Raw genomic sequence first — 15,341 nt, 5'->3', positions numbered from 1 at the left:
AAAGACAAAAGCGACGTTCCGAGTGAGTCGATCTAGCTTTGCAATGGGTAAGGTTGCCCCTGAACCTTACAATAAGTGATAGCCGCCTGAAGCTGCGGTCGCTCATTTTTCTTACTAGATTCAATATCGGTGAAGGTAGTCAGCACTTCCCCTTTTAAGTAAGTGAACTGTTCAACGGCTTGTTCAAACATAAGTCTATCGGTTGATCGTCCTTCTCTAAGGCGGTTATAGACTACGACATAAAAACCCGCATCAGCCATTACTGAGCCGTAGGTGCTTTACTCTACACAAAAATCACAAATATTCTTATTCAAATAATGTGCTACGATCTTGTTCTATGAGCAGGAAGTAGTTAATTTGCAAAATTTAGACTTTAATTTTTATTAAACTGCTTATGCTAAAAGATCTACTCAAAGTTAAAGGAGTAAAACAGAAATGGTTGGCTCAGAGACTAGGGGTGTCCGAAGTGACTGTTAGTAACTGGGTTCAAGACAAAGCAGCTCCTAGCCGAAAGCATTTAGAAAAAATTAGTGAAGTATTAAATATTCCTCTTAAGGAACTGATAGGTTAATGGAATTGAAAAAGTACGAATTTTCTTTTACGGCTTGCTCGCTTCATGTTAATGAAATGATTCAATTTCTCAAAGGACAATTGGGATTAGAAGAAGTGAGTGACGGTGGGAAAAAATCATCTATCAAACGGAAAAATCAAGAATTCAAGAAGCGGTTGGACACACTCACTCCCGCACAAACAGATGCGTTACTGAATGGCGACTCTATCCTCAGGCGACAATTGGCCTATCTTTCAGCCTGTAAACTCTATGACTTTCTTAGAGAGTTTGTCATAGAGGTAGTACGTGAGAAAATGCTAACCATGGACCTTTATCTAACCGAAGGTGAATATCTATCATTTTACCGACGCAAGATGATCGACCATGAGGAGCTGGAACATTTAAGCCCGTCAACGGAGGACAAGGTGAAGCAGGTGATCTTTCGAATGCTAGCGGAAGGCGGAATAATAAACTCGGTCAACGAGAAAGTGATCCAGTACCAACTTCTTGACGTTCAGTTGATACAATTACTTGAAAATGATAACCCTAAATGGTTAGAGGTCTTTCTATTCAATGACTTTCAGATAATGAACTACACGAAAAAGGTATGACCCACATTCAACATCAATTTGAACACACATATCAGGTGGTGTCAAAAAAGGAATTTTTGAATAAGGAGTCGTTGGGTGGAGAAATTCCATTTTTTATTTCCCGTTACGAAGCCATTGATGAGAACAAAATTAAAGAGGCTATCCGTTTGCTAAAAAACAGATTGGTAACGAATGGGATTTCTGTTCTGGAAATCAATTTATTCGATCTGGCCTGTGAAATTCTGGAAGAAAAGGGTAGTATGGATCGCATGTTTCGCGTCGAAAAATCCAAAGGATCCGCAAAATTCCTCAGGGCCCTACAATCCTCGCTGAATATACATGAAGTACTATTACCTAGGATCAAAAGCCTTATAAAGAATTCTGATGCGAAACTGTATTTCGTTACTGGTATTGGGCTGGTATTTCCATTTATTCGTTCGCACAGCATACTTAATAACTTGCAATCAATCGCTACCAACGCACCGACAATCTTTTTTTACCCAGGAGAATACGACGGACATTCCCTTAAGCTGTTTAATCTCTTGAAAGATGACAATTATTACAGAGCTTTCAACCTTGAAATAATACAAGCATGATTATTAGAGAAATTTTCGATCTTCCCATCGATAGAAATATTGAAACCGTTATCAAAGCTGATGACCGAGATAATGTCTCCGATGAAGTTGCAGAGTATGTCATTACTAGGGAAATCGGGAATAAGATAAGGGATCTTTTCAGCATGTATTGCGACTATGCCGGAGTCAATGGCGTATGGATATCCGGCTTTTTTGGAAGTGGTAAATCGCACTTGTTGAAGATTCTTTCTTATGTTTTGGAAAACAAGACCTCAGATGGATATCCTTGCGGTGAATTGTTCGCAGATAAAATAGATAATGACGAAATATTGAGAGCGGATATTCTGACCGCATCCAAAATTCCTTCCGAATCCATCCTTTTCAATATTGACCAGCAGGCTCAAATCACATCTAAATCGGATGAAAACGCCATCTTGTCTGTATTTTATAAGGTCTTTTACGACCACCTTGGCTTTTACGGCTACCAGCCTCATGTCGCTGAATTTGAAATGTGGCTTAAGAAAAATGATCAGTTGGGTTCGTTCACTCAGCGATTCAATTCAAAAAGCAAGTCAGATTGGAAAACCGCACGAATGGATTATTTCGATCCCTTGGTGACAGATACAATCGCAGAAGTTTTGGCTGAAATTAATGGCAAAAATGCTTCTGACTACTACGATATTCTCGACGTAATTGAAGAAAAAAGTAAACAATCTATTGACCATTTTTGCGAACAGGTACTAGAGTATATCCAGTCAAAAGGAGCCCATTTTAGGCTCAATTTCTTTGTGGATGAAGTGGGCCAGTACATCAGTGATAATACCAAACTGATGCTTAACCTGCAAACCATTGCTGAAACTCTGGCCGTCAAAACTAAAGGGAGATCGTGGATTCTTGTTACTTCTCAGGAAGACATGGAGAAAGTGGTCGGAGACATGAACCGCAGTCAACAAAATGACTTTTCCAAGATACAGGCAAGGTTCAAGATTAAAATTCCGTTGACATCAGCCAACGTGGATGAAGTCATTGAGAAGCGATTATTAAAAAAGAAGCCTGAATATACTGGTGCACTGACCGAAATATACCAAAAGGATCATGCGCACTTAGATACCTTGATTTCGTTTTCCGATTCCGGCGTTCAATTTAAGGGGGTTCGCGATGCCAAAGACTATGTGAACAAGTTTCCGTTTCTCCCCTACCAGTTTGATCTGTTTCAACAATGCCGAAGGGCGTTGTCTACACACAATGCTTTTCAAGGAAAGCATACTTCGGTAGGTGAAAGATCCATGCTAGGGGTATTTCAGCAAGTCGTCAGATCCCTTAGTGATAAGAATGAAAATGCGCTTGTGCCGTTTGATCTGATGTTTCAGGGTATAAGAAACGAGTTAAAGGGTGAAATTCAAAGCTCGATAAACCTGGCAGAAAATAACTTATCCAATTCATTTGCTATCCGGGTATTAAAAACGCTTTTCCTAATCAAGTACTATTCTAGTTTCAAACCCACGAAACGGAATATTTCTGTATTGATGATCGATGCGATAAACGTCGATTTGCGTGAGCATGATAAGCAAATTGAGGGAGCATTAAATCAACTTGAATCACAGAACTACATCCAACGCAATGGTGACACTTACGAATTCCTAACGGATGACGAAAAGGACATTGAAGCTGAAATTAAGGATGTAGATATTGACGATCAAGCAAAAACGCAGCAATTAAAGGATTTGTTCTTTGACGAAATCATCAAGGATAATAAGCTGGTTTATAGCAATAACCGCCAGTCCTATGACTTTGCTACCAGAGTGGACGGAGCATTAATAGGACGCGATAAAGAACTTAGCATTGAGATCATTACCGATGATTATCCGGATTTTGCTAACCCTGTATTCTTTCAATCGCAAACGATGGGTATTCCTACGATGAAAATGGTGTTGCCAGAAAACGCTATTTTCATCAAAGACCTTAGATTGTTTCTTCAAACTAATAAATACATTAAACAAAGTCAAAACGGAACGCTATCCAAGGAAAAACAGCGTATTATTATAGATAAACAAAGCCAAAATCAGGAGCGACGACGAAACCTTATATTGATTGCAAATCAACTTCTCTCTCAGGCTGATGTATATATCAATGGATCCAAACAGGAACTTAACGCTACTTCTGATGGAAGAACACGCGTAATGTTGGCTTTCCAGAATTTAATCAAGACTTTCTACCCAAACCTGCGCATGCTAGGTGTTACGCAGTACACCGAAGACAGCATCAGACAGGTCATACATTCCACACAATCGGAACTGTTTGACAATGATCCAACGCAAACAGAGGCTGAAAGTGAAATAGTGAATATCATCAACAGGCGTAAACAACGGTCGGACAGGACAAAATTGAGTGACCTTAAAGACGTACTCGGTTCGAAGCCTTATGGCTGGTATCCCAATGCTGTGTGGACTATAACCGCCAAACTTTTTAAGCGGGGTGTGATTGAACTAAAACAGGATGCCAATCTGCTCGACAACAAGGATGCTTTGAGTGCTTTTCTTAACAGCAACTACCATGCTACCACGCAGGTAGAAATTCAGCAGGCAGAAAACCCCGCAGCGGTGAGAGCTTTAAAAATCCTTTACTCAGAATTTTTTCATGAAAGTTGCCCTCATAATGTTGGTAAAGAGGTGGCCAATGCATTTAAGGAGAAAATGAAAGTAATTGTCGATGAAATCCACCTGCTTATAAACCAGAAAAAAGACTACCCTTTTCTTTTACAACTGGAAACACCACTTAGTACGCTGCGTCAGTTATCAACCAAGAACTACAGTCAGCTGCTTGATCAGGTAAACGACTTTAAAGACCATTTGCTTGATATCCGTGAAGACTTGCTAGACCCGATCAATACATTTATGAAAAGTGATCAGCGGAAGATTTATGATGACATAAGAAGTACGCTCAATGGTGATACTTCCAACTTTGAATACGTAGAAGGCAGCGAATTGGAAACCTTAAAAGCACTCGTAAGCAATCCGGCTCCCTACCGCGGTACTGCCATGCGTGATGCAAAAGCGGCGAAGGATGCACTAACGGAAAAAGTGCTGGCCAAAATTAAGTCTGAACGGGCGCAAACCCTGGAGAATATCGCTGAGGCTATGCAGCAGTTACAAAGTTCGGAGGAATTTGCACAACTGGAAGTTAACGACCAACAACGGATATTAGCCCCACTTCAAGATGAAAAAAACAAATTGCCCGATCGACGGTACATTGGGAATATACGGGACACTCGTCAGCGAATAAAAGGCACTTTACTCACCAGTCAGTTAAATGAGATCCAACGCCTTGCCAAACCTGTCGTTGTCATGCCTGGTAAAGTGGCAGAACCCGAGGTGGAATATATTCGCACGTCGTCGGTTAAACTGCAATTTGACAAACGTGAGCTAAGAAGCGAAGCGGATGTAGAAGAGTATATCCAGGCCTTACGTGCAGGGTTGATAAGCCAGATCAGAGAAAATAAAAGAATTTCCTTATAGATACATCCAATACAAATGAATACCAATTCCCTCAAAAAATTTGCTCAGGAAGCGCGTAAAAAGCTGATAACACAGGTAGGAAGCCGGCTTGATTATGTTCTCGGGGCCGACTCTGCCGAGTTACGGGAAAGAGCAGCACAAGTAAAAAAGCTGAACGATGAAATAGCCCGTACCTCCCGTGAGCAGGTGGTTGAAAAAGTGGCGTATACCTGGTTCAACAGGTTGATGGCACTGCGCTTTATGGATGCGAATGACTACCAGCCCATTGGCATACGGGTGGTAACGCCCCGTGACGGATTTACCACACCCGAAATACTGGAAGAAGCCAAATCCGGGCAATTACATACCGAACTGCCTGTGGATACCTCGCGGATACATGAACTGCTGAATGGAAAAATTCCGAGTGCAAACCCCCAAAATGAGGTATACAAATTGTTACTCATTGCAGCCTGCAACCATTTGCATAAGGCACTACCCTTTCTGTTTGAACGGATTGATGATTACACGGATTTGCTAATTCCGGACGATCTTACCTCCGAGTTTTCCATTGTGCATGATGTGTGCACAGGCATGTCGGTTGAAGATTGTAACGAGGTGGAGATTATTGGCTGGCTGTATCAGTTTTATGTTGCTGAACTGAATGAAAAACTAATTTCATCAAAAAAAGTATACAAAAAAGAAGAGTTAGCCCCTGCATCACAGCTGTTTACACCAAAGTGGATTGTCCAGTACATGGTAGATAATACATTAGGACAATTGATTTTAGAATTATTCCCAAACTCAAAAATTAATGAGTCTTTAGAATTCTACATAAAACCCGAGTATTCTAACATTGTTGCCAAAAGAGAATCAAAAAGAATAGAAGAGATAAAATTCTTTGAGCCCTGTGTAGGGTCTGGACACATTTTATCTTATGCTTTCGACGTATTCTACAAAGCGTATGAAGAACAAGGATATTCTAATTCAGAAATCCCTGAGCTAATCATTCGCAACAATTTATTTGGTGTTGATATTGATCCCAGAGCTGCTCAAATGGCTTCTTTGGTTTTGATGATGAAAGGAAGACAATACTATCGCAGATTTTTCAGATCGGTAGAAAAAAATAATTTCAGCCCTAACATTTTTTATTACACAGATTTTAAATCAGACAGCAATTTTAAAAATGCAACCGTATTAGGATCACTAATTCGAATATCACAAGAAGAAGCAAATGCAAAAACCATTTATGAAGGATCGCTATTTGCAGAGGGCGAGCAATATTTAAAGCATCTCTATAATTTACTCAGCACAAAATATGACGTAGTTGTAACTAATCCTCCATACATATCTTCTTCGCGCATGGAAGGATCTTTAAAGCAATACGTTGAGAAAACCTGGCCTGAAACAAAGTCTGATTTATTTGCAACTTTTATCTTACGTTGCTTAGAATTTTGTAAAGAAGATGGTTTCACAGGCTATATGACTCCTTTTGTATGGATGTTTATCTCTTCCTATGAAAAATTAAGGTCAACACTGATAAATAAACATGTTGTCCACTCACTTATTCAACTTGAGTATTCTGGCTTTGATGGAGCAACTGTTCCGATATGTACATTTACTCTAAGGAACAAGTTTGTTGATAAAGCTAAAGGCTCATATATAAGATTATCGGATTTTAAAGGAAGCCAAAACCAGGCACCCAAAACGCGTGAGGCCATTCAAAATCCGAAATGTGGATGGTTTTATACGGCTAATCAAAAGGACTTTGAAAAAATACCGGGTGCCCCAATTGGGTATTGGTTGAGCGAGAATGCAATAGATTCCTTCCTAAAAAACAAATTGTTGGGAGAGGAGCTTTCGCTAAAGGCTGGGTTGTCAACAGGGGACAATACAATTTTTCAAAGAAAGTGGTATGAAATAGAAAACAAAAATATCAGTTTCAATACCAGCAACCTTAAAGAAACCAGAACAAATAATAAAAAATGGTATCCCTGCCATAGTGGAGGTGATTTCAGGAAATGGTTTGGAAATCATGAAGTTGTAATAAATTGGCTCGATGACGGGAATGCAATAAGAAATTACCGATTTGCAAATGGTAAAGTTCGTTCAGCCGTTAGAAATGAAGCATTTTACTTTAAATCTGGAATTACATGGTCTAAAATTAGCTCCGGTAAATTTGCCGCCCGTGCAAGGCCAGCAGGATTTATTTTTGATGATACTGGAAGATGTGGATTTTCAGAAGACCCAAAGATCGTATTATCCGCACTTGGTGTGATGAGCTCGGTTATCTCAAATCACTTTTTAGAAGTCTTGTGCCCAACACTTAGTTTCACAAGTGGTGAGCTCGCCAAAATCCCATTTGTTGAAATTTTATCAAGTGAGCAACTAAATATTGTTGAGCAGTTAGTTAACTGCTCTAAAACAGATTGGGATTCTACCGAAAAATCTTGGAATTTTAAAGAAAATGCAATTTTGAAAAATAGAGGATTTGATATTGAAGAGTCCTACAATCTATACAAACAATACTGGACAAATAAATTTTTCCAATTGCATAAAAACGAACAAGAGCTCAACCGGCAACTTATTGAAATATATGGTTTGCAGAAAGAAATGACGCCTGACGTTCCGTTGGATGAAATTACCATTTTACAACAGGAAACCAAAATTGTCAACGGGCAACTAGTATTTGATCAGCAGGAAGTAATCGCTCAGTTTGTGAGCTATGCAGTGGGCTGCATGTTTGGCAGATATTCGCTGGATCAGGAAGGATTGATCCTCGCCAATCAAGGCGAAACTCTGGAAGATTTCCTCACCAAAGTACAGAAATCAGAAGCGGGTTTATCCTTTGTTCCTGACGCGGATAATGTAATTCCAGTATTGGATGAAGAATGGTTTGAAGATGATATCGTTGGGCGGTTTTATGCGTTTTTGAAAGCCTCATTCGGGACTCAAAATTTTGCAAAAAACCTGGCTTTTGTAGAAACCTCATTGGGTAAGGACATACGTAAATATTTTGTGAAGGATTTTTATGCGGATCATATACAGCGGTACAAAAAACGCCCAATCTACTGGATGTTCTCTTCACCCAAGGGCTCTTTCAATGTATTGATCTACATGCATCGCTACCGCCGTGATACATTGAGTAAAATCCTAAACGATTACCTTAACCAATACCGCGAAAAATTGCGTGGAAGGCTGAGCCACCTGGAACACCTGATGGTATCTGGATCCCCAGTAGAGCAAAACAAAGCAACCCGCGAATCGGATAAGATCAAGCTGGTACTACTGGAATTGCAGGAATACGAACGAGACATTTTGTATCCTTTGGCCAGCGAGCGTATCGGCTTTGATCTGGATGACGGCGTGCTGGTCAACTACAATAAATTTGGCAAAGCCATTAAGGAAGTCAAAGGACTCAACGATAAAGTAACTAAGCAAAAGGTTAGGGAATTTGACTGGATCGATACCACGCAGATACGATGAGCAGAATAGAAGAAAGCCTTTACAAGCTATTTGACGAACACCGGCTGGTATTTTGGTATGACGAGAAGTCGGAAATGACGGAGGATTTTGAGCAGATGCAATTGCAAGGCATTGAAAAGGTGCATGTGCAGCAGAATCCATTTGAAGTCAAATACAGGCTGGTAAAAACCGAACCTAAGCAAAAGTTCTTGCTTTACTTTTCGGAGGTACGGCCTGCGTATGAAGACAACTGGCTCCTGGATCTGGAACTGGCACACCATGTGCTGCAAACAGATCAGGAAGCATTGTTTTTACAGGAAATGGAGCTGGGTTACCATTTCAGAGATCTCGTAACAGAGCATCTGGAATTTTTCAAGTCCAAAGAACGGCGCACCAAACTAAAAGAACTTGGAACTGCCAACGACACGCATGACGAGATCAGGTACAAAATGCTGTCAATCGTTTTCGGTGTTTTTAATTACCAATTATCTTCATTTGTTCTGGCCCACACCGCCACATTTTCCGACGGAAACGAGCGGCTGGACAAGGAGTTGAAACGTTACAATCTGGAAAAGGTTTACTGGAAAGAGATTGGAAAAATCTACGGATATCAGTCAGACAAACCTTCGATATTTGAATTCCTGATTGAAGTATTTGAACGGAATTTTGCACTTGGCAGAGTTACCGCCATTTCAAAAGAGTCCCGGCTTTTGCTTTCGCAATGGCGGGATTCCATTCAATTCCGTGGCAGCTATCATGTTATATCGCAAAAAATTTCAGAAGAATTACCTATTGCAGCAAAACTTCAAAATGCAACACTAGATGAAATCGCAGATGACGAGTTGTTCAAGCTCACCGACCTGAAAATTATACATACGATGCAAAAGGCTGTAATCGAACAGACCATAGCCTCGGACAAGCTCAACGGAATCATCAAAAGACGCGAAAACAAATTTTGGTACCGTGAACTCGAAGAACTGTATCAGGCTTTATGGCACGGTTCCGATTTGATCGCGCTTGTCAAAAAACACGCAGACACGAAGTATGCCACTTTTGAAGAAGGGGTAAAAGACTATGCACAAAACCTGTACAAAGTAGATCAATCGTACAGGAAATTCATTTTCCACTATCGGGCATCGAATCAGAACCGAGTGCTTTCGGAATTGTATGATCGTATTGAAAAGATTTATTCCAATGACTGGCTTCTCCACTATAACGACAACTGGCAGCCGCGGGTGGATGAGCTGGACGCATGGCCAAATCAGAAATTGAATAGTCAGCAATTGTTCTTTAAGAATCAGGTAAAACCGTTTCTGGATAAAAGACAGCGGCTTTTTGTAGTAATATCCGACGCGTTGCGTTTTGAATGCGGACAAGAACTCACAGCAAGACTTCTATCAGAAAACAAATACTTGGCTTCAATAGAGCCTTTGATCAGTACGCTCCCCTCCTACACACAGCTAGGAATGGCGGCTATGCTCCCAGTGACAAATACGCTTTCACTCCAGACCAATTCCGATACGGTATTGGTAGACGGTATGGCGAGCTTAGGTATACAGGGTCGTTCTAAAGTGTTGGAAACGAATTCGGATGTACGAGCCACCGCTATTCAAGCAGAAGAGTTTATGGCAAAAAATTCCGTACAGGAGGGCGGGAATTCGTTAAAAACTATGACTTGATATACATTTATCACAACATCATAGACAAGCGTGGTGATGATAAAATGTCAGAAGACACCGTGTTTGAAGGTGTGGAAGATGAAATCAAATTTTTAATAGACCTGGTCAAGAAAATCGGAAACATGAATGGTCAGAATATCCTGATTACGGCAGATCATGGATTTATTTACCAGCATCACGCCCTTGACGAAAGCGATTTCACAACGTCAGTTCACAGCGGTGAAATTTGGAAAGAAAACAGGCGGTTTGTACTTGGGAAAAACCTGACAGGTGATAAATCCACAAAAGCATTTACAGCCAACCAACTCAATCTAAGCGGAGACGTAATGGCATTAATACCAAAATCGATTAACCGGTTGCGTATCAAAGGAGCAGGATCCCGATATGTACATGGAGGAGCCACACTTCAGGAAATCGTCGTTCCACTGATCAAGGTTTCAAAAACACGGGAAAATACGACGCGGCAAGTCGATGTAGACATCATCCAAGCCACCGACCGCATCACCACCAATCTTCTTTCCGTTTCATTTATCCAATCCGAACTAATATCTGAAAACGTTCTTCCACGTCAAATACAGGTGGGAATATATAGTGACGACCAAGAGGAAGAATTATTGAGCGACTTATTCAAATATCAATTTGACTTTGCAGAAGGCAGTGAGCGGCAACGAGAAGTGAAACACAAATTCGTACTTAGCAGCAAGGCGAGTTCGAAATATAGAAATAAACAGGTTTCACTAATACTGAAAGAGCCTATAGAGGGGACAGTGAAGTGGAAAAAATACAAAGAGTATAAGTTTACCGTAAACATATCTTTCACCAACGACTTTGACGATTTTTAAAAATGAAAGAGTTGGATAAAAAAATTAACACGCATTTTCCAGGTAAGGTAGTTCGTAAGGATCTTACCAAGCTGGTGAAGGGAAATGCCATTGTGCCTACCTATGTGCTAGAATATTTGCTGGGCCAATATTGTGCTACAGATGATGATGCTACGATCGAACATGGAATTCAACAGGTGAAAAGTGTAATTTCTAATCACTTTGTACACCGGGATCAGGCTCAGATTGTAAAATCAACGATTCGGGAAAAAGGTTCTCACAGAATTATTGATAAGATTTCGGTTAAACTCAATGATAAGGAAGATCAGTACGAAGCGAATTTTGCCAATCTGGGTTTAAACAAAGTTCCGGTTTCAGATGATGTGATCAGAAATTATCCCAAACTTTTAACCGAAGGTGTGTGGTGTATTCTCACCATGGGCTATTTGCGAACGGACGAGAAAAATTCGACACCCTGGATAGTTGACAGCATCAAGCCAATCCAGATTTCCAACGTAGATTTAGAGGAGTACAAAGGGACTCGTCAGCAATTCACAAAGAATGAGTGGATAGATTTACTCATTCAAACAATGGGCCTTAATCCAGACGAATTTTCATTCAGGACTAAATTATTGCAACTGACACGGCTGGTACCCTTTGTAGAAAACAACTACAACCTTATTGAACTGGGGCCGAAAGGAACGGGTAAATCTCACGTTTTTTCGGAACTGTCACCACATGGTATTCTGCTATCGGGCGGTGAAGTAACGAAAGCAAAACTGTTCGTTAACAACAGTAACGGAGCCATAGGATTGGTAGGTTTTTGGGATGTAATATCGTATGATGAATTTGCCGGAAAAACCAAGAAAACGGATCGTGGGCTGGTGGATATCATGAAGAACTACATGGCCAACAAATCCTTTTCCAGGGGTACTTCAGTCTATGGTGCATCCGCATCCATGGTATTTGTGGGCAACACGGATCACACAGTTAATTACATGCTCAAACACAGCAATCTGTTTGATGCGCTGCCTAAGGACTATTACGACACCGCATTTTTAGACCGTATTCATGCATACGTACCCGGCTGGGAAGTTCAGAAGTTAAGGAATGACATGTTTACTTCGGACTATGGTTTTATTGTCGATTACTTGGCTGAAATTCTCAAGGATCTGCGGAAAGAAGATCGTATGAACGATTACAAACCGTTTTTTGAGCTATCCAATTCGATTACAACACGAGATAAAGACGGGATTTCAAAGACATTCTCTGGACTAATCAAAGTTATTTATCCAGACGGAAAATTTAATAAGGAGGAAGCTAAAGAAATTTTGGATTTCGCTATTGAATGTAGAAAGCGTGTAAAAAAACAGCTCCAGAAAATGGATGAAACCTTTGAAAGGGTAGATTTCAGCTATTCGGATCGTGAAACGGGCGAAAAAAATGTCGTTGAAACACTCGAAGACGTTCAATATGGTAGAGCATCCATTCTTGAGCCAGAAGATACGATTGAACAAGCAGCTGAATCTATTTTACAGCAACAATCTCTAAAAGAAATTCGAAAAGAACTGAAAGCAGGACAGGTTATTTTAAGGGATAATCAGACGGGCGTTTCTTACGATAAACTATTTGGCGATTACCTTAAAGACAGCACACAAATTACCGTTACTGACCCTTATATACGCTTACCTTATCAGTTTCGCAATTTCATGGAGTTTGTCAAACTCGTCACAAAAAAATACAGACTAATCAAGAAGTAACAATCCACCTCATAACTGTAAATGCTGAAGAATACATTGAAAGTTTTAAGGAAAAATTAGAGCAACTTGAATATAGTTTGGAATCGATAGGCGTCACGTTCGATTTCGAATTTAAGGACTCTATTCATGACCGATCTATTGTTCTTGATAATGGATGGAAGATTGTGCTTGGCCGAGGATTGGATATATGGCAAAAGACTAATGGCTGGTTTGACCTTAGCGAATTTATTCAAGAAAAACGACAGTGTAAAGCTTGTGAGATTACATATATAAAAGTTTAAATTCTATAATATAAATAGAATTTTGATAGTAAACTAATAATAACGATTATAAATTATATGGATATACTAATCAAAGCTTTAGGTCAAGATGGCACGTAAGAATATCATGCAGGCTGTGACTTGAAAAAGATATTTGAATATATCCCTATATTTTATAATATACTTTACAAGAGCAAGTTTTATGGTTTCTATCCTTTCCGCTCTTTTCTTGTCAAAGTTACTCCTGACTTAAAGTAATGATTTATAGCCTACTCTTCTTTCCCAATAAAGACATTTCCATAGACGTTAATTTATGAAGGAAGGTCGCTAAATAAAACTCACGTGCTATCTGCTAATCACTTTAAGGGATTAGAGCAATAGTACGTAAATTTATCCATAGTCAACGATTAGTTCTAAAGTTTCTCTATTATTGCTTGAGAAGCCCTAAAAAGAAGCAAAGGCCCGTATTTTCGATACTGGTATTTCATGTAAATTAGAAATATGTACAGCAATGACTTGTATGTATTATAATCAAATGTTTATTTCCTTCCTAAATTAACAGAATAGTATTCTGGTAATTTAGGAACACTCTTATTCTATCTATTAGTCAAGTTTATAGTAGGCTAGTTTGATGCATTAAACCTTCCATGTGACAGCATTCTTCCATATCATTTCAAATTGCCTATTTTAAACTAGGATCCCGCAAAATCATGTCTAATGTGAGCCTAACTAGTTCTACCCGTTGTTTGCAAGAGCATCCATTTCTCATCCATATACTCCCAGGGTTTTTCAGTTAGGGCATGAGAGCCCATCCTACCTACCACCCCAAATACTTTAAGCGTATCTGGAGTACATTCATACCGGTCCGAGGTGCGTTGTCCCGTTGCCGGATCAAGTTGAAGGGGAAAAGCTTCATACTCCATTTTCAGTTTTTCGCCATCCGTGAGTAACGCGTAAGAACTTGGCATAAATTTCAATTCTATTAAAGCAACCACTTGCTGGCCCAGCGTAATCAATAGATCTGGAAATCGGCCGCTGGCGATGTTAGGCTCAACCCAAACTACGTAAACCTGAGGAAGAATATTCAGCAGATGGTGGTAGAGAAGTGATTGTAAATGACGTTCGGAGCAAATCTGCCCTTTTTGATAAGCTGTAGGGATATGATTTTCCCAGGCTAGGCGAATGTATTCCTGTAATCGTGTGGTTTCTACGGTACTCATAAGGGAAGTTGTTAAGGAAGATTAAGGATTGAAAGCACGTTTGAAGTTTTTCACTCGGTAGGGTTCAAGCAAAGAAAGTGTCTTAGTCGAAAGTGAAATACCCCACTCGGGCAAGCTCTTTTGTCCTTCCTGGCCATAGTTCCGATCCTTGAACAGTTCATTGGGTTGTTCAAAGACCTTTGATGGAATCAGATAGATTGATGGGAGTTCATGATTGCTCAACACTACTAAGGCAAGGTAGAGATTATTGCGTAAGGTATGATTCCAGGACTTCTTCGTTACAAATACGTAGCAATTGGTGCCTCGCACAGTTTTTACCTGCACATCAATATGTTTTTCGTGATCAAGACGAAGGACAAAATCAATCCCTCGATCATCCACATCATTGTAGTAGACCTCGAAGCCAGCCATCGTGAGCCAGATTTTCACCCAGTACTCTCCAATTCTTCCTACTTGCAAATGACTTAATGTATTAAAATCCAGTTCTTCAAAGTAATGATGATCCATATTTTGAGGTAGTTATGATTAGCCCATCAATTTAACAACTCGTTGTACCTGCACAATCTGAAAGCTTCCCCCATTACGAGTAGTAAAACCATTGGCATTGAGTTGCCTTGTAATCTCAGCCCAGCTGTAGCCAAAATCCCGCAGCTTCTTAGCGAAAGCTCCCGCCCTCCGATTGTTTTGATCGGCCTGAGCATTGAGCTGACTATGTAGCGTTCCTTGCGTTTAGCCGGCTCCGTTAAGTTAGCCGGAGTACCCAACACAAAGCCTCGCTTCTTTTTCTCAGCCAATGCTTTCTTAGTCCAATCCGCAATGAGCTCCCGTTCGTATTGAGCCATCGTGGCCAGGATACCAATAGTTAAGGTGTTGGCCTCTGGCATATCACAGCACACGAAGTTTACTCCCGAGTCCCGAAGGGTAAAGACA

The 15,341-nt window shown here is 40.2% G+C and carries 11 protein-coding genes and 1 pseudogene; 8 read left to right on the top strand and 4 right to left on the bottom strand.

Going from position 1 to position 15,341, the window contains the following annotated elements; genetic code table 11:
- Positions 1 to 32: 32 nt before the first annotated feature.
- Complete coding sequence (locus BWI93_RS27955) at positions 33 to 191, bottom strand: hypothetical protein (RefSeq protein WP_176454314.1); 159 nt, start codon at positions 189 to 191, stop codon at positions 33 to 35.
- A 203-nt stretch (positions 192 to 394) separates the two neighbouring features.
- Between BWI93_RS27955 and BWI93_RS29830 the strand changes: the two genes are divergently transcribed.
- The 8 genes and pseudogenes from BWI93_RS29830 to brxL all read left to right on the top strand — a co-directional run bounded on the left by BWI93_RS29830 (position 395) and on the right by brxL (position 13,212).
- The gene (locus tag BWI93_RS29830; RefSeq protein WP_094816178.1) at positions 395 to 571 is read left to right on the top strand and encodes a helix-turn-helix domain-containing protein; all 177 of its coding nucleotides are present in this window, start codon (positions 395 to 397) and stop codon (positions 569 to 571) included.
- Positions 572 to 576: 5 nt separating this feature from the next.
- On the top strand, positions 577 to 1,161 hold the full coding sequence (locus BWI93_RS24030) for a BrxA family protein (RefSeq protein WP_176454313.1): 585 nt from the start codon (positions 577 to 579) through the stop codon (positions 1,159 to 1,161).
- The gene (locus BWI93_RS24025; RefSeq protein WP_094816174.1) at positions 1,158 to 1,736 is read left to right on the top strand and encodes a DUF1788 domain-containing protein; all 579 of its coding nucleotides are present in this window, start codon (positions 1,158 to 1,160) and stop codon (positions 1,734 to 1,736) included. Before BWI93_RS24030 ends, BWI93_RS24025 begins: the two co-directional genes overlap by 4 nt.
- Positions 1,733 to 5,230, top strand: a complete 3,498-nt coding sequence (gene brxC, locus BWI93_RS24020; RefSeq protein ID WP_094816172.1) for a BREX system P-loop protein BrxC — start codon at positions 1,733 to 1,735, stop codon at positions 5,228 to 5,230. Before BWI93_RS24025 ends, brxC begins: the two co-directional genes overlap by 4 nt.
- Before the next feature lie 15 nt (positions 5,231 to 5,245).
- Positions 5,246 to 8,692: a BREX-1 system adenine-specific DNA-methyltransferase PglX gene (gene pglX, locus BWI93_RS24015; protein ID WP_094816170.1), complete on the top strand. Its 3,447-nt coding sequence runs from the start codon at positions 5,246 to 5,248 to the stop codon at positions 8,690 to 8,692.
- The gene (gene pglZ, locus BWI93_RS24010) at positions 8,689 to 10,350 is read left to right on the top strand and encodes a BREX-1 system phosphatase PglZ type A (RefSeq protein ID WP_217902342.1); all 1,662 of its coding nucleotides are present in this window, start codon (positions 8,689 to 8,691) and stop codon (positions 10,348 to 10,350) included. Before pglX ends, pglZ begins: the two co-directional genes overlap by 4 nt.
- On the top strand, positions 10,347 to 11,192 hold the full coding sequence (locus BWI93_RS28370; RefSeq protein WP_217902341.1) for a PglZ domain-containing protein: 846 nt from the start codon (positions 10,347 to 10,349) through the stop codon (positions 11,190 to 11,192). Before pglZ ends, BWI93_RS28370 begins: the two co-directional genes overlap by 4 nt.
- A gap of 2 nt (positions 11,193 to 11,194) precedes the next feature.
- Positions 11,195 to 13,212: pseudogene (gene brxL, locus BWI93_RS24005) on the top strand (BREX system Lon protease-like protein BrxL).
- A 704-nt stretch (positions 13,213 to 13,916) separates the two neighbouring features.
- Here brxL and BWI93_RS24000 read toward each other — a convergent pair.
- The 3 genes from BWI93_RS24000 to BWI93_RS23990 form a co-directional block, all read right to left on the bottom strand.
- Positions 13,917 to 14,411 carry a hypothetical protein gene (locus tag BWI93_RS24000; protein ID WP_094816168.1) on the bottom strand — a complete coding sequence of 165 codons (495 nt, stop codon included), beginning with the start codon at positions 14,409 to 14,411 and terminating at the stop codon, positions 13,917 to 13,919.
- Positions 14,412 to 14,432: 21 nt separating this feature from the next.
- Positions 14,433 to 14,918 (bottom strand): hypothetical protein, encoded by a 486-nt coding sequence (locus tag BWI93_RS23995; RefSeq protein WP_094816165.1) that lies wholly within the window; start codon positions 14,916 to 14,918, stop codon positions 14,433 to 14,435.
- 26 nt (positions 14,919 to 14,944) lie between these two features.
- Positions 14,945 to 15,341, bottom strand: a 397-nt coding sequence (locus BWI93_RS23990; protein ID WP_255158044.1) for a recombinase family protein, incomplete at its 5' end; no start/stop codon positions are given.

The sequence above is a fragment of the Siphonobacter sp. BAB-5385 genome (assembly GCF_002261125.1).
In the GTDB taxonomy this organism is placed as follows: domain Bacteria; phylum Bacteroidota; class Bacteroidia; order Cytophagales; family Spirosomataceae; genus Siphonobacter.
Note: the sequence above shows the minus strand (reverse complement) of the source record. Positions and strands in the feature narration are given on the sequence as shown.

What these genes read in the sequence shown, in the direction of transcription:
- BWI93_RS27955 (WP_176454314.1), bottom strand. Translation starts at nt 191, where the DNA reads ATGTTTGAACAAGCCGTTGAACAGTTCACTTACTTAAAAGGGGAAGTG.
- BWI93_RS29830 (WP_094816178.1), top strand. Translation starts at nt 395, where the DNA reads ATGCTAAAAGATCTACTCAAAGTTAAAGGAGTAAAACAGAAATGGTTG.
- BWI93_RS24025 (WP_094816174.1), top strand. Translation starts at nt 1,158, where the DNA reads ATGACCCACATTCAACATCAATTTGAACACACATATCAGGTGGTGTCA.
- brxC (WP_094816172.1), top strand. Translation starts at nt 1,733, where the DNA reads ATGATTATTAGAGAAATTTTCGATCTTCCCATCGATAGAAATATTGAA.
- pglX (WP_094816170.1), top strand. Translation starts at nt 5,246, where the DNA reads ATGAATACCAATTCCCTCAAAAAATTTGCTCAGGAAGCGCGTAAAAAG.
- pglZ (WP_217902342.1), top strand. Translation starts at nt 8,689, where the DNA reads ATGAGCAGAATAGAAGAAAGCCTTTACAAGCTATTTGACGAACACCGG.
- BWI93_RS24000 (WP_094816168.1), bottom strand. Translation starts at nt 14,411, where the DNA reads ATGAGTACCGTAGAAACCACACGATTACAGGAATACATTCGCCTAGCC.
- BWI93_RS23995 (WP_094816165.1), bottom strand. Translation starts at nt 14,918, where the DNA reads ATGGATCATCATTACTTTGAAGAACTGGATTTTAATACATTAAGTCAT.